16 protein-coding genes are annotated in these 21,024 nt (G+C 47.4%); 8 read left to right on the plus strand and 8 right to left on the minus strand.

Features of this window, described 5'->3' with window-relative positions; translation table 11 throughout:
- Positions 1–144: 144 nt before the first annotated feature.
- Genes Xbud_RS16165 through Xbud_RS16185 form a run of 5 tightly spaced genes read right to left on the minus strand, consistent with a single transcriptional unit; the run spans position 145 to position 4,817 of the window.
- Positions 145–1,659: a conjugal transfer protein TraG N-terminal domain-containing protein gene (locus tag Xbud_RS16165; protein ID WP_099137019.1), complete on the minus strand. Its 1,515-nt coding sequence runs from the start codon at positions 1,657–1,659 to the stop codon at positions 145–147.
- Entirely contained in the window at positions 1,656–1,994 is a 339-nt protein-coding gene (locus Xbud_RS16170; RefSeq protein WP_211283538.1) for a hypothetical protein, read from the minus strand. Before Xbud_RS16170 ends, Xbud_RS16165 begins: the two co-directional genes overlap by 4 nt.
- Positions 1,995–1,999: 5 nt before the next feature.
- Positions 2,000–3,436 (minus strand): integrating conjugative element protein, encoded by a 1,437-nt coding sequence (locus tag Xbud_RS16175; protein ID WP_099137021.1) that lies wholly within the window; start codon positions 3,434–3,436, stop codon positions 2,000–2,002.
- 14 nt (positions 3,437–3,450) lie between these two features.
- Positions 3,451–4,419 (minus strand): TIGR03756 family integrating conjugative element protein, encoded by a 969-nt coding sequence (locus Xbud_RS16180; RefSeq protein WP_099137022.1) that lies wholly within the window; start codon positions 4,417–4,419, stop codon positions 3,451–3,453.
- Positions 4,416–4,817 carry a TIGR03757 family integrating conjugative element protein gene (locus Xbud_RS16185; protein ID WP_099137024.1) on the minus strand — a complete coding sequence of 134 codons (402 nt, stop codon included), beginning with the start codon at positions 4,815–4,817 and terminating at the stop codon, positions 4,416–4,418. The genes Xbud_RS16180 and Xbud_RS16185 overlap by 4 nt, the downstream gene beginning before the upstream one ends.
- 266 nt (positions 4,818–5,083) lie before the next feature.
- On the opposite strand from Xbud_RS16185, the gene tssF reads away from it, so the two are divergent.
- The 8 genes from tssF (at position 5,084) to Xbud_RS16230 (ending at position 13,766) form a co-directional block, all read left to right on the plus strand.
- Positions 5,084–6,856, plus strand: a complete 1,773-nt coding sequence (gene tssF / locus Xbud_RS16190) for a type VI secretion system baseplate subunit TssF (RefSeq protein WP_099137026.1) — start codon at positions 5,084–5,086, stop codon at positions 6,854–6,856.
- A gap of 37 nt (positions 6,857–6,893) precedes the next feature.
- A complete protein-coding gene (locus Xbud_RS16195) occupies positions 6,894–8,906 on the plus strand; it encodes a type VI secretion system Vgr family protein (RefSeq protein WP_099137027.1) in 2,013 nt (670 codons plus the stop codon).
- Positions 8,903–9,403 carry a DUF4123 domain-containing protein gene (locus tag Xbud_RS16200; protein ID WP_244590006.1) on the plus strand — a complete coding sequence of 167 codons (501 nt, stop codon included), beginning with the start codon at positions 8,903–8,905 and terminating at the stop codon, positions 9,401–9,403. The genes Xbud_RS16195 and Xbud_RS16200 overlap by 4 nt, the downstream gene beginning before the upstream one ends.
- A gap of 118 nt (positions 9,404–9,521) precedes the next feature.
- On the plus strand, positions 9,522–10,901 hold the full coding sequence (locus tag Xbud_RS20700) for a hypothetical protein (protein WP_244590007.1): 1,380 nt from the start codon (positions 9,522–9,524) through the stop codon (positions 10,899–10,901).
- Positions 10,898–11,527, plus strand: a complete 630-nt coding sequence (locus Xbud_RS16210) for a hypothetical protein (RefSeq protein WP_099137029.1) — start codon at positions 10,898–10,900, stop codon at positions 11,525–11,527. The genes Xbud_RS20700 and Xbud_RS16210 overlap by 4 nt, the downstream gene beginning before the upstream one ends.
- Positions 11,528–11,625: 98 nt before the next feature.
- Complete coding sequence (locus Xbud_RS20705; protein WP_244590008.1) at positions 11,626–12,381, plus strand: hypothetical protein; 756 nt, start codon at positions 11,626–11,628, stop codon at positions 12,379–12,381.
- Positions 12,382–12,417: 36 nt separating this feature from the next.
- Positions 12,418–12,681, plus strand: a complete 264-nt coding sequence (locus tag Xbud_RS16225) for a PAAR domain-containing protein (RefSeq protein WP_099137032.1) — start codon at positions 12,418–12,420, stop codon at positions 12,679–12,681.
- Between the two features lie 347 nt (positions 12,682–13,028).
- Positions 13,029–13,766, plus strand: coding sequence for a class I SAM-dependent DNA methyltransferase (locus Xbud_RS16230; protein WP_099134060.1), 738 nt, complete (start codon positions 13,029–13,031; stop codon positions 13,764–13,766).
- Between the two features lie 136 nt (positions 13,767–13,902).
- Here Xbud_RS16230 and Xbud_RS16235 read toward each other — a convergent pair whose 3' ends face one another.
- The 3 genes from Xbud_RS16235 to Xbud_RS16245 all read right to left on the minus strand — a co-directional run.
- Complete coding sequence (locus tag Xbud_RS16235; protein ID WP_099137034.1) at positions 13,903–15,060, minus strand: PfkB family carbohydrate kinase; 1,158 nt, start codon at positions 15,058–15,060, stop codon at positions 13,903–13,905.
- 838 nt (positions 15,061–15,898) lie between these two features.
- On the minus strand, positions 15,899–19,153 hold the full coding sequence (locus Xbud_RS16240; protein WP_099137036.1) for an Ig-like domain-containing protein: 3,255 nt from the start codon (positions 19,151–19,153) through the stop codon (positions 15,899–15,901).
- Positions 19,154–19,256: 103 nt separating this feature from the next.
- Positions 19,257–21,024 (minus strand): conjugative transfer ATPase (locus Xbud_RS16245; protein ID WP_099137038.1); only part of this gene is annotated, 1,768 nt, incomplete at its 5' end.

A 21,024-nucleotide genomic window follows, 5' to 3' on the forward strand; every position in this document is an offset into this window, starting at 1 on the left:
GTATTAAGTATATTCGTCTGCATTTTGCCTGCCTGAAAAACAAAAGCACGGCGAATATGATAAGGAAAAATAACAAATAGCATGTTTTTCAGAGTATTCTGACGGGACAACGATCCCCCCTTTTATGACAAAAAACGGGTCTCACTACTTTCCCTTCGACAACATCTTCTGCATCACCATCTGCCCGAACATGCCCGCTGACTGCCTGACCTGCCCCACGCCCTGACTCATCATGCCGGCCATATCGCCCATCCGCACCCCCGCCCAGGCCAGTGCGCCCAGCCAAACCATCGGCAGCACGATAAACAACGTGCCCATCACCAGCCCCATAATCAAATCATCCGAGGTATTCTGAAACCCCGCCAGATTCAACAGGCTGTGGGTGTCTGAGCCATACAAGGCGTCCAGTAAATAACTGTCCAGCCAGCGGGCGGTTTCCCACCAGAAGGTCAGGAAATTCAGCGCAAACAGGGCGAACGTCAGGGTGAGTACCGTTTTAAATTCATACGCGGCAAACAGCAGGATCAAGGGTATCAGGATATACAACGCCATCAGGATCACCGCCTGCATCATGGGTAAAGCCTGTCGCACCGCATCAAACATCGGGGCACTGATCAATCCCCCGAATATCGTCCCCGCCGCCGCACCGACCCGGTTGGAACCGTCCCAGACCGTCAAATCCGCGTTACCCCCATAGCCCGCATACACATAGCCTGCCTGAGACACGGTCAGATTCACCGGACTGACCAGGCGGCGGATTACCGCCTCTTTATATTCTCGGGTGTCTTTGCCCGGCATTTTGAGGGCGGCCGACAGGCGCAGCCATAATCCCGGATCGGCCTGGGCCAATACCCGGGCCTCCAGCCCGGCTTTGGGGGCTGACCACCAGGCCTGACAGGTGGGATAACCACCCTGTCCGGTATTGGGCCGGCCACTGTCCCGGTTTTCATTCCACGGAAATAGTGCCCTGGGCGTTCGGGATTGCAGGGTGTGGTAATCACCGGATAAAAAGGTACGACTCCCCAGCCAGTCAATATCATGCAGTGTGGCCGGTTCGGTGGTTTGTCCCTGATCCCGTTGCTTCCACTGATAAAGCGCCAGTGCGTAACAGTCATGGGTGAAATCCTGCAATTCCGCCGCCAGTGCCGGATGACGGATACGGGTATGCTGTACTTCAAAACGCAACTGCCTTAAATCTGGCCGGCAGGGAATGGTGGCTATCGCTGCCTGTGTCAGTCCCTTTGACAGCCGGTGTACCACGGCCCACCAGAGGGGCATCGCCGCTGTCTGATTATTCAGGCTGGAGATCACCGGCGCATAACCACTTTTATCCGGCGCTTGCGGTGTCCAGGTGCCGCAACTTTTGGCGCGGGACTTATCATACTGGAGGGTCGTGAAGCTGACACTCACCAGCGGCACACAGCACACCACCATCACGAAAAAGGCGCAGTACAGGGTATTTTCAGTCCGGGCAAGCGACTGTAATCCGCCATGACCGTCCTCTTCGCCACACTCCCGCACTTTCAGCCAAATAGCGATCACTTTTATCACTAACGGCAGCGTAAACAGCCCGGTCGCAATCAGAATGTGCCATAATCCGTTATTGACGACCCAGCCGAGCAATGTCAGAAAGTATTCCAGATAGCTGTTAGTCGTCATCTTATTCCCTCAATATGGCCTGACAGGGCATATTCACCCAGCAGAATAAACAGCAGGCTGGCCACCATCATCCGTATCAGCGTTGCACGGTATTCCGGCAGATGTTTTACCCTTTGCCAGGTTTTCTGACCTCCCCAGCCCAGTACGGCATACAGGCCTAACCGCCAGACGAACCAGAATCCCCCGGTTTCGGTCACCCAATGGTGAATACGGTGAAGTTTTTCTGCCTGATGCAACCCGGCCCAGCCTGCCGCTACAGTGATAATTATCACCAACGTGATGACCAGTGATAACGCAACCCCTTTTCTGAATACTGAATGCTTCTCTGCCATCATCCGCCTTACCTGCGCTCACGATTTGGCATTTCCAGCTGATAAAAACGCGCATCCGTGCTGTCCGGCACCTGTTTTTGCGGATGCATGTTGATGCGCTGGGTGTCCCGCTCAATAATGGTCAGGATGGCATTACGGGACAGCGCCTGTTTCAGTTGCATTTCATTTTTTAACGCATTGATTTCCCGGTCCAGCGCGGCAATCCGGCGTTCCCCTTCGGCCAGCGCTTCTGACTGTGCCGCCGCATTGGGTTCAGACATGCCGGTAATCAGCATCCGCCGCATCAGTAACGCCGTTTCCACGGTTTCCGCCATCGCCAGCTCACCCGCCAAACGTCCCGTCAGGGCAGCCCTGTCCGGGTCGCGCTGCAAAGCCTGAATGACACCTTTGGTTACCGCCAGACTGCCAGTTTTCAGTTTCGTCAGATTGGCCATCGTCGGTTTTTCCGTGCCGCTGACCAGCTTCACCAGCTGTTCCGTATTGGTTTTGGTGTGTGCTTCCAGCATCGGGGCAAAGCCCGTGCCCGAGACGGTGGTGCCCGGCTGGTGTTTTTCTCCGCCGCTGGTGCAGTCTGCCGCCTGGGTGCAGGTCCGGATGGCCCGGTCGCCCAGTACACTGACCACCGCCTCAGCCGCTTCTTGCGCATTACTGAATTTACGGCAGGCACTGCCTTCACACTTCAGGCTACTGACCGACGACTGACTCAGTACCGGCAGCTGATTCATCATATTAAAGCCGGCACTGGCTAAATCCCGGGTCGGGCGAATCGCATTCTGGCCCTTACCGCCCTGCCGTTGCCCGCCAATCCATGAATGCCCGCTGGCGCCCGTCACTTTACTGCCGGCGTTATTCACACGTACCGCATCACCATCGCCACTGTTAACCAGCATTTTGTATTCCTGTAAAGTAGCCGACTGCGTCCATTTGGTGTTCTGCGCAAAGTCCATCATTTTATTGGCCATCGCCCGGCAATTGAACTGGGCTTTATCGAACGCCACATTGGCCTGCAACACGCCATTAGTCAGCATGTCATACAGCCCCGGATTGGCCCGCTGGATAATCATCGCCGGCAGGCTGGCCACGGCACCGGTGGCCCCCTGAATCACATCACCCATCAGATTCTTAAATCCGGCCGTGATACCGTTCAACTGATTGCTGACAGTGGCTTTCAGGTCAAAATTGCCGCACATTAAATCCGAACTCCAGCCCAGCTCCAACCCGCCAAGGGTGGCAGAGCCACTGCGACTGGCGGGTTCAGAAATCACCGAACCGCCTCCCAGGGTATAGAACAGCGTATCGGACACCGCCCCGCTGGCCTCTGCCCCATAACCCAGTGCGCTTCGGTTCACCTGTGGTAATGTCAAAGACAACCCCGTGGCGTTGGCCTGCGCAGAAGCGATGACCAGTCCACCGGCGATCAGCCATAACGTGTTTATTTTCGTCATTATGTATCCCTTGTTCAGATATCCGTGCTGCTGAGAAAACGCTGTCCACGCCGTTGGCAACAACTATAAGGCTGCCACAGGGCATACGCTTGATTGCCGTCAATAGCAGCAGTGTGTTCCCCGTCAGGAAACACCGCGCAGTTTGAGCTTAGCTGCGGTGATAGCCGCTGCCATTGGTGATTTTGAGTGCCGGTATTTTCTGTCACCGGTTCGGGTGGCCAATAACCGTCGGCGCGCTGACCTTTTAATGCCTGATAAACATGCGGCTGACCGGCGCGGGTGATAATATCCGCGACCCGCTGTGCGACCACGGCAGATGCCTTGTCATCATCGGTCTGATTGACAAAGCCTGAGCGCGGATAAATATGGCCCCACATAGTGCCGGCCATCTGGCGGCCCAGCTCCCGCTGACCGGGTATCAGGGCTTCCGGATAAAACGATTCCGGCAAACCAGAGCGCCACGCTACCGAATCCAGCGTGCTGAGAAAATAAGGTACCAGGGGTGTAGCTGCACTACGACACGAATAGCCGGGAATTTGCCCGCCTGTCAGGTTGGTCGCCGGATGCCCGATAGCATCGGCATAGCTGAAACGCAGGCTGGTACGGCGCTGGCCTGCAATCTGGCTATTGTGGTGACCGCCGCCGGCAGTCAGATGAGATAACGCCCCAGTGACGGCATTTTCCAGTCCGCCGGAGAGCCGACTGACCTGCGCCATTTCTATCCATGGATTGCCACCGGGGGCTTGATACGTGGATACCACCACTTCGGGAAGATAATGGGTCACCTTAACCGAGGTTTTCACCGTACAGCCATGCAAACCACAGAGCAGCCAGTAACAGATGCCACTGACCCGCCATTGAATACAGGACGGTGAAAGACTACTGGTGACAATCTGGGCGGTGTTGATTGAGGCCTGTGTCACCGGAGTAAATGCCGCTATCAGGGTGATGAGTGCAGGAAAAGTCACACGTTGAAGACTCATGGTTGATATTGCTCCCTGAGTGCGCGGGCTTTTGCCACATCCGCCGTGCCATACACGACGTCCCGGTCATCAAATACCACGGCAGGGTACTTACGTACACCCAGTTGCCAGGCATCAACAACGGCACGGTAAGCCTTGATAAATTGGTGCTCCTGCTGATGCCATTGGGGAGATTGCAGCATAGCTTGTGCCTGTCTCGCCGCTTGCTGCGGATCGGCAGAAAGGTGAGAAAAGATTTTCTGCTGCTGTTGCTCAGCCGCATCCAGCCAGACAATTTGTGTATCCGGGGAAAGGTTGACGGGGACGTGTTGGCTGTCAGTGTAAATCACCGTTTTGGCATAACTCGCTGATGCGGTCATCCATCCCAGACAGAATAATAATGTACAGCGCTTTCTCATTCCCACTTTCCCGTCTCTGAACACAGACGGTAAGCGTGCGGAAAAAATCCGGATAAGTCAGCAAACAATTCTTTTTTGCCTGTGACAAAAAAGAACCGACACAGTCCATCACACTCCTCCCTGTTATAAAAAAGAATAATATTAACTTTTTTTAATAAAAAAATCTGTGTGGTAAGCAACCTTTCCTTTTAACACATTCATTTAATATAAACTTTCTCAAAAAAATGCCGATCAATTATTCACCGTAACATGAGAGATAACAATCAATGAAAAACAACAAGGAATCGCTATACCTGCAAGAGTTAGCTTACTTGCGTGAAAAAGCAAAGTTGATGGCAGCGGAGTGTCCGCATCTGGAATCTTTTCTGAGTACCTCTCATGATCCGGATATTGAACGCCTGTTTGAAGGTTTTTCATTATTAACCTCAAATCTACGCAGCACCATTGAAGACAGTTTTCCGCAAATAACCCATGACATGCTCAGACGCATCTGGCCACATACCTTACGCCCTGTGCCACCGACGACGATCATTCAGTTCACACCCCATCAGGGCGTCCATCAGGGCGCCGTAGATATCCCTCCGGGCGCCCCGATAACCACGGCTGAGCAGGAAAAAGCGCTACGGTTTCGCACCTGCCGCCCCTTGCATATTGAACCGTTCATTGTCCTGAACAGACAGATCCAAAAAACACGGGAATACAGCGAGATAACGTTGACACTGTGCCAAACGGGGGCAGTGTCAGACCGTTGGCAGGTGGGACTGCTTCAATTTTTTCTTGGCACAGACCGTGAGCGGGCGGCTCAGCTGAGTCTGTGGCTGGAACAGTATCTTGATGAGATTTACCTGCGCACGCAAAACGAAGAAAAAAGGCTCAGATACAGCAAGTTGTACGGGTGTGATGCTCATGACCATCACAGTATACTGCCCACCAGCCATAACCATTTTGACCATCTGCAACGGATGACGGAATACTACTGCCTGCCTCATGTTTTTGATTTTGTGACCTTTGATGCGCTGGATTACCGCGAGTTACCATTAAACCGCGACGGTTCATTTGAGCTGATATTCAGGCTGGAAGGCGAGCTGCCGCTGGAGACATTAGGCGATGCGTTCCAGTTAGGCTGTGTCCCTGCCGTTCACCTGGAAACGATGTCAAGCCAGCCGATCCTGCCTGAAGAAAATAACGCATATTATGCCATTCCGTTGTTAGAAACTGAGCGGTTATTCCAGTTACAGGGTATCCAAACGGCCAGGCAACTCGGTGGAAAACAGTCTCACGGTAAAACCCTTCATTTCCAGCCTGTGGCGCAGTTCCACGAGAAAAATGACTGGCTGCGTGATGAAGGGCAACCCAATAACCTCTATTTCCAGCCCCGGCTCTCCATCGATCTGCTTGGGCGTATTCAGAATCGGATACATTTTTTGGGTACGGATGGAAAAGACGCTACCCGCCTGCCGCCACAACCAGTCTGTGCGCATTTCATCGGCTACCATACGCAGGCAATGACATTGACGCCAGGCGATATTACCGAATCCCAGGAATCCGTCCCTGCTCATCTGCGTGCCCGCAATATCACGCCTGTCTCACCGGATTTTCCCCCGATGGTGATGGGAAAATCAGACTGGTCACTGATTGGTGTGCTCAACACCACGCCGTTTTTGCTTTTCAATCCGGTATCACTGAAAGATTTTCTGCGTTTGTATGATTGTTATGCCGAACATGATCGCGCGCTCAGCCGCCGGATGCAGCAGCATATTGACGGTATTGTCGATATGGAAACCCTGCCGGGCAGCCGTCTTGACTTCAGCAAACGAGGTCAGGGACGCCTCATTAATGGCAACACCCTGCATTTACACCTTGATCCAGCGTGTTATGAAAATGACGGCATGATGTATCAGTTCTGTCAGGTTATCGACCAGCTGTTGGCGTGCTTTGTCGTGCGGGATAATTTCATTTTGTTAGAAATTTATCGGCAGGGTGAGCAGGCAGCGTTATGGACATTCCCGCAGCGGGTCGGTCTGCGCAGTGAAATGTAACAATATAAAATAGAAACATAAAAATCAGGAGATAAGCATGCTAAAAAGCGGATTACGTTTTGTTTGCCGGATAGGGGGATTACCTGAAAGTACATTTGCCGTGGCCGATTTTACCCTGCGGGAAGGGCTTTCCGAGCTGTTCACCCTGAACCTGACACTGGTTCAGTCTCTGCCCGACAATCCCTTTAAACCGAAGCCGGAAATCGATTTAACCGCGCTGCTGATGCAGGAAGCGGTACTGCAAATCTTCCACGGTGTGAGGGAGCAACGCAAAATCACCGGGATCATTTCCCATGCCGACTGGTGCGGCACCGATGGCAACAAAAACCTGTATACCTTTACTGTGCGCCCGTCCCTCTGGCGGCTCACGCTCAATCAGGACAGCCGTATTTATCACCGGCAAAGTGTGCCGGATATCCTGAAGCTGTTGCTGAAAAAACATCATATTCGCGCTGATTCAAAACTGGAAGATGCCCATCAAAGCAGAGAGTATATCACCCAGAAACGGGAATCCGATTATGCTTTTTTTTGCCGGTTAGCCGCTGAAGAGGGGATCAGCTTCTGGTTTGAGGATGAAACGCTGTTTTTCAGTGACAGTCACCTGCCAATGGCGGCAGACCTGACGCTCAGTTACAACGCCCAGCCAGAAACTGCACACGGGATCGATACGATTTATCAGGTTCGTCTGGGGGTGGGGATGATGCCCCAGCGCACCATCAACAAAGACTTCAACCCGGAACACCCGTTTTACGCGCTCTCCCATCTGGAAAGCAACCCCGAATATCAGGCGTTCGGTTCAACGACACCCTATACCGTTTACGAAAGCTATGGCCGTTTTCAGAAGGATGCCGAAGCCAAACCGTTCGTTAAGTACCGCCACGAAGCCCTGAAAAACCAAATGCAGAGTGGCAACGGGCAAAGTAACTGCATCAAACTGATGCCGGGGCAAATTTTCAACATTGCTGCCCATCCCCATGCCCCGCTCAATACCTGCTGGCAGATTGTCGGGATCAACCATCAGGGTCGCTGCCCGCAGGCACAGGGTGACAATGGCGGCGAGGGCACCACACTCAGCAATGGCTTCAGCTTTATCGACGGTTATGCTGATTACCGCCCACCATTTCATTATAAGCCCTTGGCGGATGGGGATGAGAGTGCCACCGTGGTCGGGCCGGAAGTGGAAGAAATCTTTGTCAACAAAGACGGCGCGATTAAAGTCCATTTTCACTGGAACCGCTACGACAAAGCCGATGACGGGGCGTCCTGCTGGGTGCGGGTGGCGCAGGGCTGGAATGGCAACGGTTTTGGCTTTATGGCCATTCCGCGCATTGGGCAGGAGGTCATTGTTTCTTACCTTAACGGCGATATTGACCGGCCGATAGTGATCGGCAGTGTCTATAACGCCGTCAACCGCCCGCCGCTGGATTTACCCGCCGCGAAGACCTGCACCACGTTTAAAACCAAAACCCACAAAGGGGAAGGCTTCAACGAACTGCGCTTTGAGGATGCGAAAGGCAGTGAAGAAGTGTTTATTCATGCACAGAAGGACATAAAAGCGCAAATTCTCAATGATGAAATTCACAATGTTGGCCATAACCGGACACATCATATTAAAAATGACGCCCATTTACGCATTGATAACGAGTACCGCGTACAGGCAGATAATGACATTTCTCTGTCAACCGGGCAAAAACTCCATATCAAGGCCGAGGATGCGCTGTTAACACAAAGTGGCAATGAAATTCATCTGAGTTCTGGTGCCAAAGTTGTGATTGATGCGGGTTCTGAACTGACTATTCAGGCCGCAGGACATTTTCTAAAAATTGACGCAGGCGGGATCACCAGTAGCGCTGCTGTTAACTTTGGCAGTGGCGCACCGGGTAATGGCTCTGGCTGGGGCGGCAAGTTGCCGGATATGCTGGATAAACTGTTACCCATTAATGTGGCTCAAACTGAAAACATGGTCACCGCACCACCGGAAAAAATTTGTCTGTCCTGCCTGATGGCAGCGGCATCAACGGGTTCTGTTATGGTCATGAGGGGAGAATGATGACGACAACATTAAAGGAGAAATGGGAAAAATACCGGGAAACCTGCCCGGAGATGAAATTATATGCGTTGGTGGATGGTTTACAGTACGAGCGCTGCTTTGATGACGAATTGACTTATCTTGAGGGAACAAACAATCCACTGTTCCGGCAATTCCCGGATGCGGAAATCGCCTTTGCCGGGCCGTGGTTGTTTGATATATATCACGCTCCAGAATGGGAAGAAAAATTCTTACGGCTGGAAAGCGCCGCACCGGCTGTTTCCTGGCTGTATTCAACACTGTCATTGGATAAACTGACCCGCCATCTTGAATCACAGTTAAATATCCGGTTAAAGACAGGAGAAACGGCATTATTACGTTTTTACGATCCCCGCGTTCTGCATCAAATTCCTCATATCTTTACGCCAGAACAGTTGACTAAATTCACTAAAAATATTGAAGAATGGGGGTATCAACTTGATAACAACCACTATGTTGTAAAAGGAACACCATCATGATCACACTGAATCAGGCGCAGATGAATAAGTTAATTGATTTACTGAATGCCATTGAACGGAATATTAACGTCACCACGGCTTACCTCGTTACAGTCGAGTACCAAGGAAAATAATCGCTATGGAAAAAAACAGTATCACTTCAGTCTTATCAAATTTGAAAAAAGATATAACAAAAAATATCGCGGAGAAAAAAAGTAAAGTCACCCACCCCGTTAAAGTTCCCAACTGTTCGGGGAAAGTGGGTGATCCAGGAGTGAAATGTAATCAAAAATTCAGTCATCAGGTCAAATTATTGCCGATTGATAACCAGGTTAATGTAAGTAATGTGCCTTATGCCTTTATTTCCGTACCCGCAAGAGGGTTCGGTAAGACGAATGGAGAAGGTGAAACCGACCGTATTATGACCCGACAGCCCGAAGAAGTGACCGTACTGGTCGGAAAGCTGGCCAAAAGTTATGAAAGAAGGGGCGGTAATTTCGGTTCACTTAAAGAACTAGAAGAAAGAAAAATCAGCCTGATTACAAATATAAATAATCCAACTACAGAGAAGCCTTATATCAGTGGTTATGATTATATTACTGTGGTAGGTGCCAGAACAGCGCCATGGGATTTCAGCTTGGGAGGTGTTACAAGAGGGTTTGAAGAATCAATGGGAAATCAATACCGTTTTATTAATTGTGGGTTACATCAGTTGCAGCTTTTTCCTAAAGCAAGTCAGGGAGATTATGCTGTACAACGAATTATAATTGTGTTTTCACAGGGATATACAGACATGGATCGTCAAAGAATAAATGACTATGCTCAAAAATTAGGTGCCCGTGTCCGCTATGTAACAGATGTACCGATGTTCATTAGGATTATAAATGAAAGAAAACAAAAGAAACGCTTAATCAAAGAGATGGTGTTTTTCTGTCATGGCGTGATTGATTGTGCCACCTTTCATTATCAGGGAAAGAATGTGGAAGAAGGGAAATTTGGGCCAGACGAAATTAAAAAGGTGTATGAGTCGGTATTTGATTCTGATGCTAAAATAACAACCTACGCTTGCCGGGCAGGAATTTCGGTGGATGGTAGCGATTTTACAGGAAAAAATGCGGGGCAGGATAAAAGCCCGGCACAGCGAATGGCTAATGCCTGGGATGTTGGGGTCAAAGCATTTGAGATGCGCTCTCTCTATGACATCGTTTATGGAACGGGAAAGGAGATTAAAGAGGCGAGAGAATATAGCAAAGTAATTGACAAATATGAAGCAGCTCGCAGAGCTTATAATTATGAATTGAGTAAAGGGAACAAAAACGCCAAACCACCAGAAAAACCAAAAGATTATGACATAATGAAAAAACGTAATGAAGGTTTGAAGGCAAGAGAATACAACGAAGACCACGGTGGAGGCCCTATTGCACCGAATGCTACCTGGCGATTACCGGGAACAGGAAATTCGCCAAAAGGACTAAAAAGTGGTCTGCAAAATTATAATCCAATAGAGTGGATTTTATGAATTTACTTAAAAAAAAGCTTATTGTTAAGATAGCAATTTTGACAATTTTCACTTTATTTTTTTCAGGTGCTTATTATATGTATATGCAAAAATTTCAAATGTATATTAGGGTAACTTCATATGATGTAAACTCGTCTGAGTTTCCTAGTAAAAAGGTCTGGTTCGATGCCAGTGAATGGCTGAAATCTTCGCAGTATATTAAAGTTCATGATGCTTATTTGATTAATAAGAAATTCGTTCCTATTGAAAATTTGAATACTCTGAGTATCACAATGACATTACAGGATGAAATTGATAGTTCAATAAAATTCTCCGAATTAAATGTATTAAAAGATATGGAAGCTATAAAATTCTTGCAATTAATGCAAAATAAAATGAATTATGAATACATATACACAAAATTTGATGAAGAATCATTAAAGCCAGTGCTAGACTTTTTTTTGATTAAATTTCCTTATAAAGAAAAAAAATATGAACTATTAGTAATGAGAAGAAAATATGGAAATGAGTATGTGTACGACCATTTCGACTCTATTTACAGAGAAAATGAATGGCATAAACATAATAAAGACACTCTAATATATAGAGATTATCTTGCAGGCAAGATTGATTCATACAAACAATAAATTAAACAAAGACATAGTTGTTGGATTTTAAATTCTATTAAAAACGTATTTTACCAGCAACTATAGCGTTAGTTATTGTGACCGGAGATATCATAAATATGACAATAGAAATTAATGAAGACCAATGGAATATGCTAAAAAAACATTCATTCAATTCATTTATTGATGAACTGGTAGTACATTGTAATGAATCCTATCCCTATCTTAAAATAAAATTAGGTGAAGATAAATTAAGGACAGCGCTGGAAAACGCAATAGAAAAATCGAAAAACGATGGATTTGATCAACGCGGTACTGTTCAGTTTTATATTGATATGCTTATTTTATTTGGTACCGAATTTCAAACTGACCCACAATATGTATGGATAAAGACGATCCTAGATAATCACTCCTGCCTTGGGCAATTAGAAAGAACAAGTTTACTTTATCATGAGATCATTCGATATTTTAATGAAGTGCATGGCGAACAAGATGAATATCTGAAAACCAGTATATTTAAATTTCAAAATATCAATATTGAACGCTTAAATGTTCAATGGAATACCTATGAAAGTAATGTAGACTCACTATTAAATTCTCTTTTCCCACAAAAATATCGATATATTAAACAAGATAATATCAATAAATTTATTCAATTTGGTGTTGAAAAATCCAATCAATATGGCATAAAAAATGCTAATTATTCAGCGTTTTTAACATTAATAATGTTTTTATTAGGACATCAATTCGATCAGGATATTTTCTTTCCTCATTTCAATGAAAGGTTGTTAAAAAAATATCATTCTGATGTTGATTCATTAATCATAGGAATAGAAAATAAAACCAAAGATTATTTAAAAATGCTTCTTCAATAGAATAGAAATATTGTAGACAATTACAGAGAGATAAATATGTCAAATAAACCAGTTATCCTGTTAAACGATACGACCGATCATGGTGGTAAAGTGATCACTGCCATTGATGGTTATGTTTATCAAGGAGTTCCCATTGCTGGCAAAGGTGATTTAGTTGTTTGCCCAAAATGTGAAGACACATTCCCGATAATAGAAGGGAGTGAGTCTTTAAAGTATCAGGGCAAACAGGTTGCCTTGGAAGGTATGAGCACAGCTTGCGGCGCAAAACTGATTGCCAGTCAAAATAAACTGCGTGCCTGACACTAACACGAAATTATATGAGCGGAAGTTAGTCTGACTTTCCGCTTGATTCTCATTGATGTTACATTTTCTCACCAGCTAACTCTATTTGAGCCTGTTCGGGGAAATGCGCCTTGACAGCGACTTATTTTTATACTCAGTTTTCATCATAGACAAGGGGTTCTCAGCTTAAAATGGGGCAATGCGCTTGAATAGAGCAACATCTGATTATTCCTGATTTAATTCAAACAGATTGTTTATCGTGTAAAATTAATCACGTTACAAAAATAATTATATCTCATTATTTCATGATACTTTATCCTTATAAAATAGTACCCTTATTTTATTTTTTATCAGGAGCCATAATAATGGAAGAGCAAGCAAGCTATGATTCAATTGGAGAACATTACGAACAGTTTTCCAATACGGTAGCCCAACGACAGTCTGAACTTCAGGATATACTCAACATGGTCGGTGAGATACAAGGAAAGTCAGTACTGGATCTAGCTTGCGGGTATGGTTATTTTGGGCGGGAATTTCACCGCCGTGGGGCTTCAAAAGTGGTTGGCGTCGATATCTCTGAAAAAATGATTGAACTCGCTAAAACCAAGTCAAAACTGTATGGTGATGATATTGAGTTCCATGTACAAAATGTATGTGAGATGAAATTAGATGAAAAATTTGATATCGTCATCGCCGCTTTTTTATTCCACTATGCAGAATCCACAGAAGAACTGGAAACGATGTTTCAGGCAGCCGCTGATCATTTAAAACCTTCCGGCAAATTAATTGCTTATATGGCATCACCTGATTATCGGTTAGAAAGCGGAAACTGTGAGAATTATGGTTTTAAGATTTTGAGCGAAGAGCCCTGGAAAAATGGCTTCCGTCACCAGGCAAAATTTCTGTCAACCCCCCCAAGCCCTTTCACGTTTTATCGTTGGAGCCGTGAAAGCTATGAAAAAGCGCTTAAAAAAGCAGGATTCGATCATTTTAGCTGGAAAAAACCTACGGTCTTGGACAGCGATTTAGTGCGTTATCCTCAAGGTTTTTGGGATAATTACCTACAAAATTGTGTCCATACCGGACTTGTTTGCCAGTTTTAAGCTCACTCCCCATTCCTTCCACATGACGATTGGATTAAATTCAATCAGACATAAACATTGACATGAATGGACTTTGAAAAAAATGCCGGGTCCAGCCCGGCCCTAGCCACAATACTAACATTCTCATTTTTTATTTTTATGATATTTGTTGGTTATTCATCATTGTTATTGGATCTAATAGCAGTAACTTATCAACAGCAAATGGAGACAGGGTTAGTGAATGTGTTAATTCAGTAGACAGGACAAGTGCAGCACAACGTTGGGCGAAATATACACTTTCCTTAAAGTCCATACCTGCCAACGCGCAATGAACTAACCCTGCCATCATTGCATCACCGGAACCCGTGTTATTGACAACATCAACAGGAAATGCCGGAGAGTGACCCGATATATAATCTAACTCACTGTAGTAAACACCGTCAGCGCCCATACTTAAAACTACCCGCTGTACCCCTTGTTCATGAAACCATGATGTGACCCACTTAGCCTCTTTTATTGAGTTAATTTTAATGCCACTGATTTTTTCTGCTTCCAGCCGATTGGGTCTGATAGTATGAATATAGGATAACCAGTTACGTACTATGCCCGCCTTATATGACGAGACAGGATTAACAAATATGGGCACATTACCTGAGTTTTTAAATAACCATTCCAGAGCATCCTCTTTCAAATTGCAGTCGATACTCAGTATGCCGGCCCGCTCAATAAGCGCTTTAGATTTATTTAGCAACTCAGGCGTGAGTTTTTTCAAAATATCCATATCACTCACGGAAGTGTGCGGTTCACCATGACTATCAACTATTGAATGATAAATCGAAGTTCTTTCATTATTGAGTTTATGAGAATGGCTAAGATCAACACCGGCTAACCGGGTTTCTCTAAACAATCTTTTTCCATATGAATCATCACCAAAAACAGAAATTAAATAACTGTCATTCTTTAACGCGGCAATGTTATGCGCCACATTTCTGGCGACACCACCTAGCGTATATTTTGTTTTCCCTGGGTTGGAATCTTTCTTTAATAATTCAGTCGAAGCGAAGCTGGTAATATCCATGTTGGAAGCCCCCACTGTTACGGCATAATTTCCACTGGAAAAAATGTATCCTTTTCCTTTTATATGCCCTTTTTTTTGTAGGTTAAGGATATATCCTGCGACGCTTGAACGACTAATGCCAATAGTATCAGCGATTTCTTTTTGGGCGAGAAAAGGATTTTTCCTGAGAAGTTGTAATATTCTAAACTCCAGATTATCCATTTTTCTCATATTATGCCCTTTATTGTTTTTAAACATAGTTGTTTTTATTCCATTGATTAATGACAGTAAAGCGTATTTTTATACATTATGCTGGTAGTGAGAAAGCGATCGAAAACTCAATGATATATTATTTATCGTTAAAAATGTGATTTTACTCTTGAATTTTTACCTGAAAAATAACCCATTGACGGAATTTTAAAACACTTAGCATGGTAACCATATTTTATTCCAATTTATTTACATACAAAACAAATGGTTGCATTATGTCTGCATTATTATTAGCACTTGTCTTTTCTTCTGTTTTAATTTTATTCTGCAAATGAAATGGGGATTTCTCAATTACATTAAAATGTGATAATTAACACACTTTCACCGATATGAAATATTGGCCCACGATTTTATTGCGGTGTAATATTTTTCATATTGAATAAGGTTTTTTATTATACCGTTAAATTTATTTGACTATGTCGTCACCATGGGTGCTTTTAATTGTTAATATATTACTTATATAAATGAAATATTTCCCTCCATCATAATAACCAATATTTATATTTAACTACCTTTTTTATTAGTGAGGGTAAATAATCCGTTAAGAACGTCCCATCAATCGATCGATATCTGTCAGCTCAGGGATGAGAAAAACGTCATGCATGGAGACGGATTACTCGAGAAAATTTGTTGTCCAAAAGAGATAACTACTTGAAGTGATAATAATTTTTTTTGGGGGGAACCTGTGCTTGAATCAGGATCACCACTGGATGTGATGCCGTATCCAAGAAAAGGCATTCAAAACAAAGAAAAAATAGCGGCGTTTCAAGTGACTGCCCAAACAGCCGCTCATTTCTCTTATAGGTAAAATAATGGAACATGCTATTCAGTACTGCTGCTTACCACACGCAAATGCCGTCATCGCCCAGGCATTTCGCATCCATCGGTCTGTCTCTGTCCAAAACGCCCATTTCGCCTGATGTTCTGCTGAGCCTGAGCTGGCGGTAAGATAATCCGTTGATGTCACATAAAATTCCCGCACCCAGCCATCGTAGAGATAAAATTTCCCCCATTCCTCGTAGAGCTGTTCCAGCGCATATTTGGAGGCAATCCTGCTGCCGAGTGATTGACAAAGCTGTTTCGCATGAGAATAAAAATCTTTTGTCAGGCCTGAGCGCTCAAACCAGGTGTGAACCGTCAAGGTTAGTTCGACCTGCTGCCCGGTTTCATCAGTACCCGTGAGCCTGGCTCCGTCAGGATTTTGCTGCACCGTCACCACATCACCCGATACCGCAATCGCGGGCGAGTTACTCTGCCAGTTCACCCGACCTGTATTGCCTGTTGTGATAAGGCGAAATTTTGCACCACGCCAGAGTACGGAAGGCCCCCGGAGACCAAACGATTTCTGGTTGGCATTACCACCCTGGCTGTCAACGGCAACGGTATCAACCAGGCGTAACGGCAGGATAAATTCCACAGAGGAGACGACTTGCTGTTCACCAACGTCAGCAGTGACCGAAGCCTGTCCAGCATGACGACTGACAAGGGTTGCTGTTGCATTTCCCTGACGGTCTGTTCTGTCTTCTGCAAAAGTCATCTCGCCAAAATTTCCAGACCAGTCAACCGCTTTATCCGCAAGCCCCTGCCCATGAATATCGGTGACCGTGACAGTAAAAGTCACCCGATCTTCGCCATCCGCCGCGGCACGGGTTTTATTGGCCCGAATGGTGGATAACAGCACTTCATCAAACGTGACAACAGGGGCGGCCACTTTATTATCACCAACCCGGATCTGCACCTGATGCTCGCCTGTCAACGTACTGCTCAGCTTAACCTGTGTTTGCCCCTGGCTGTCTGTTTCTGTCTGTCCTGAAGACAGCACTCCGCGATCCGTTTGCCAACTCACCGGCTGATTTACCACGGGTGATCCCAGCGAGTCTTTCACTGTGGCGGTCAACACCACGGTATCCTGCCCATCGCCTTTAGCCCGGACTTTGTCCACCGTGACAGCCGGTTTCAGCAAACGTTCAAACATCACCGAAGCAGCATGAAGTGTTTTTCCTGATACGTCTGCTTTCACCGTTGCCCTCCTTGCGGTGCGGCTGACTAACCGCGCTGTTGCCTCCCCCTGACTGTTTGTCTGTTCTTGCTTATCCAACAGTTGCCCGTTATCCGCTGACCATTGCACTTTGCTGCTGGCCACGGGTCGATCTGCTGCATCGCGCACGTTCACTGTATAAAGGATACTGTCCTGACCATCGGCAATCGCGGTTTGTTTGTCCGCCTGAAGCGTATGCGTTAGCGAGGTAATAAAGCGGATCGGAGAAGATATTGCCGTTTCACTGCCAACCGCCACTGTCACTTCTGCATTTCCTGATACTTTGCTGATTAGATAAGCCGTGGCCTGCCCTTTCGCATCAGTCATTAATGAAAATGAAGAAAACTGGCCGAGCGGGGTCTGCCAGCTAACGGCCTGATTGGGCACAGGTTGACCATCGGCGTTTTTAACCGTGACAGTCAAGGTTGCCCTTGATTTCCCATCCGCCTTAACGCTGTGCTTATCAACGGCGATGTCGGGTATCAGCACCGTATCAAACTGGACTGAAGGTGCAATGACAGCCTCTCCATCCACGGAAACACGTACTGTGTGCAGCCCCTGCTGACGGCTGCGCAGCACGACCGATGCCTGCCCCTGCGTATCCGTGTTCTGCCGGGTTTGGGATAATTCGCCTTTATCACTTGACCAGATAACGGCCTGATTGGAAATGGGAGCGCCTTCCTGATCGGTAACAAGGACGGTGTAGATCACACTGTCATGACCATCAGCTTTGGTCTGCGTTTTATTCGCTGTCACCTGTAATTGTTTTTCGGTCGGCAAACTCACTATCATGATTTCTGCCCGGTTGGAGCGGTTACCCCGGCTGTCGATGGCGATTCCCGAAAGCCGAACGGGATTTCCCGTGGTTTTCGGCAACCGTAGCGTCACTTGCTCCGGCTGTTGTTCAAGCACTTTCCCGCCTGCCTGCTGTAATTCACGGGTATCCAGCTCTAAACGTGCCAGCGGATATTTGGATTGGATGATCGGTACAAAGGTCACGTCCTTGCCTTCATAGCCGTTGATTGATGCAGGGAAAGCCAGTGTCAGCAACGTTTGCTTCTGATAGTCCAGCACCATATCGCTGCGGCGATTTACAAAATCCAACTGGCTGGATCTTAAATGGTGCAATGGCGCGACCGCGTTTGGATCAAACTGTTGGCTGAGCGGAACACCCAACCGATAATTGAGGTTCAGAGTAAAACGGTTCTCACTGACCCCTTGCTTACCCTGCCGAAAATCGGCACCCAGTGTGGCTAACGGCACGGGCGTGTAAACCAGCCCGGCGGTGACGCTGTACGGGTTTTTCTGGCGATCTGCTTCACCGAATAACGCGACCTGCTGCCCGTAATAACGTTCATACTTCAACTGCCCGCCACAGTGAGGAAAAGCAGGCAACCAGGCTTCGGCCTGAATATCCCAGCCATTGGCGGGTCTTGCGTCAAAATCCGTAAGTCGGGAGGGCTTCCAATGGGATAAACGCTGATAAAGGTTAGCAGAGAGTTTGACGTTATCATGCCAGGCTTCTAATCCAAGACTATAACGGTGATGCTGCTTCGGCCACAACGCATCCCAGAAGACATTGGCACCCCATAACCAATTATCGGCTAAATAGCGATAGCCGAATCCGACTGCCGTTGTTGTCTGACCGTGGTGGGTTTTTACTCCTAGTTGGCTGAATGCAGTACCCGAAACCGATTGATAAAAAGGCAACAACCCATCAAATGAAACGTCTTTTAACGAAAGGTGGCTGTCGAAAGGGAGTGTGAGACGGGCATTGCCATATTGGTTCAACCACGGTGTCAGTGTTGATGTGACCGCAGACGATAACTGCTGTGCAGCCATTGTTTTTGCCGCTTCGCTGGGTGACTGCGATTGAGTCAGTTGCCCCCATTGGGTGGTGATTTCAGCCAGTTTTTGTACCTGCGGGTCTTGGGTTTGTTCTTCTGGCATAGCCTGACCGGGAAAACTGAGTGACAGGCTTAACAGGCCGACAATCGAAGATTTCGCCCTGCTGAAGCGACGGGATTGGATTTTTTGCACCACGAGTTGTTACCCTTTTCATTAATGCTGAAAGGGGTAACATGCCGAAAAAACAGCTTAAGTACCGCGCTTAATTCTTTTTTCGAACATGAAAATTAAACGACGGTCACCCATTGGATTCAAGACGTAATCCACGTACAATATCCATTTTTTCAGCCACCAACACCGCCGCTTCCAGTTCACTGCACTGATGCTCGCGCATTAACGCCCGCCGTTCAGCCTTTTCTTCTTTTTCCGTCATACCCAGCGCCAGATACAGGCTCGGTGGCACCACCCGGAACAACGCTTCGATTTTTTTCGCCAGCACTACCCCTTCGGTATAACAACGGGGAAGTTTACTGGCAGAGAGCAAGACGGCTTTCTGCTCTTCATTCAGTTTTTTGAAACGGGCGATTTGCTCGACTTCATCCGGAGGCATAGTCAGGCACAGCCACCATTCCGCCATATTCAGCATTTTTTCAGCCGTATCCGGGTAGTCAGCGAGGTTTTGTGTGGCGAGCCACAGCCAGGCGCCCAGTTTACGCCACATCTTGACGACCTTGGTCATATAGGGGGAGAGCAATGGGTTGGTGGTGGTGATATGCCCTTCATCAATCACCAGTTGCAGTTCTCTGTCCTGATACTGGTCGCGTTCAGCCAGGTTATTCACGGTGTTAATCAGCGATACCATCGCCAGTGCCATCTGCGCTGAGTAATTTTCACGCGCCAATGTGCCCAAATCAATCAACGTGACATCCACTTCCGGCCACGGGGTGCCGGGGCGGTTAAACAGTTTCCCTTCAAAGCCCTGAGTGAACATCGACATGGCCCCGGCCATTTCATCCGCGCGTGCCCGGCGATGTGCCGTGATTAACGGCTGGCCATGCTCGTCCTGCTGGTGATTGCGGGCGATGGCATAGAGGGCATTCTGTAAGTCTGAGGCCACCATCTGACGTTGTTCTTCATGGCTGGTGTGAGCCGCCATCATAATGGCTTCACGAATTAACCCCCGATCCGAACGGGTCAGGCGCTCTTCTTCTTTTTTCTCGCCTCCGGTGATCATCAGCCGGGCGGCAATTTCCATCTCGCCCAGAATATCGCGCTGCTCATCCCCTTCATCCTGCGCTTCATCGGTATCCGGAATATCAGCTTCATTAATACGCAAGTGTTGGGGGCTGAGTTGCAGAAGTTGATGGGCATCGGCAAACAGCGCCAGACTGACACCACAACCCGGCTTAATGCCGATTTTGTTAACGGTCAGCCCCAGACTGGCGTAATAATCTGCCAACAGTCCAAAGCTGTTCCCCGCTTCGACAATAAACAGGCGCGGTCGGTGGATAGCCATCAGTTGCACCAGCGAGGCACACAGGGTGGCGGATTTACCGGCCCCGGTCGGGCCAAACAACAATAAGTGCGCATTCTGGGTGCGATCCTGTTTGTTCATCGGATCGAAGGTCAGCGGCGCGCCACCGCGATTAAAGAAGCTGAACCCCGGGTGCCCGGTGCCGGCTGAACGCCCAGTGACTGGCAATAGTCCCGCCAGATGCTGTACCCAGCTCAGGCGGGTAAACCAGTGTTTTTTGTCCTTCTGCGGGTTAAAACACATGGGTAAGGCGCGTAAATAGGCATTCAGCGGGGATACACTGAATTCCGGTCGCATCGGTTGTAATCCGGCACTCAGCAGGGTTGACGATAACTGATGCACCCGCTGGTTCAGATCAGTGACATCATTGCCCCGCACCAGAAAGGTTAGTGCACTGCGGTACAGTTTATGCCGTCGCCCCAGCAGTGCCTTCACTTCCTGCACATCCTGCCGGACACGCGCCGATTCGGTATTTTCCCCCACCGCATTTTTTGCCAGCCGGGTAAAACTCTCTTCCAGCGTATCCTGTGCC

This window comes from Xenorhabdus budapestensis, from assembly GCF_002632465.1.
Lineage (GTDB): Bacteria > Pseudomonadota > Gammaproteobacteria > Enterobacterales > Enterobacteriaceae > Xenorhabdus > Xenorhabdus budapestensis.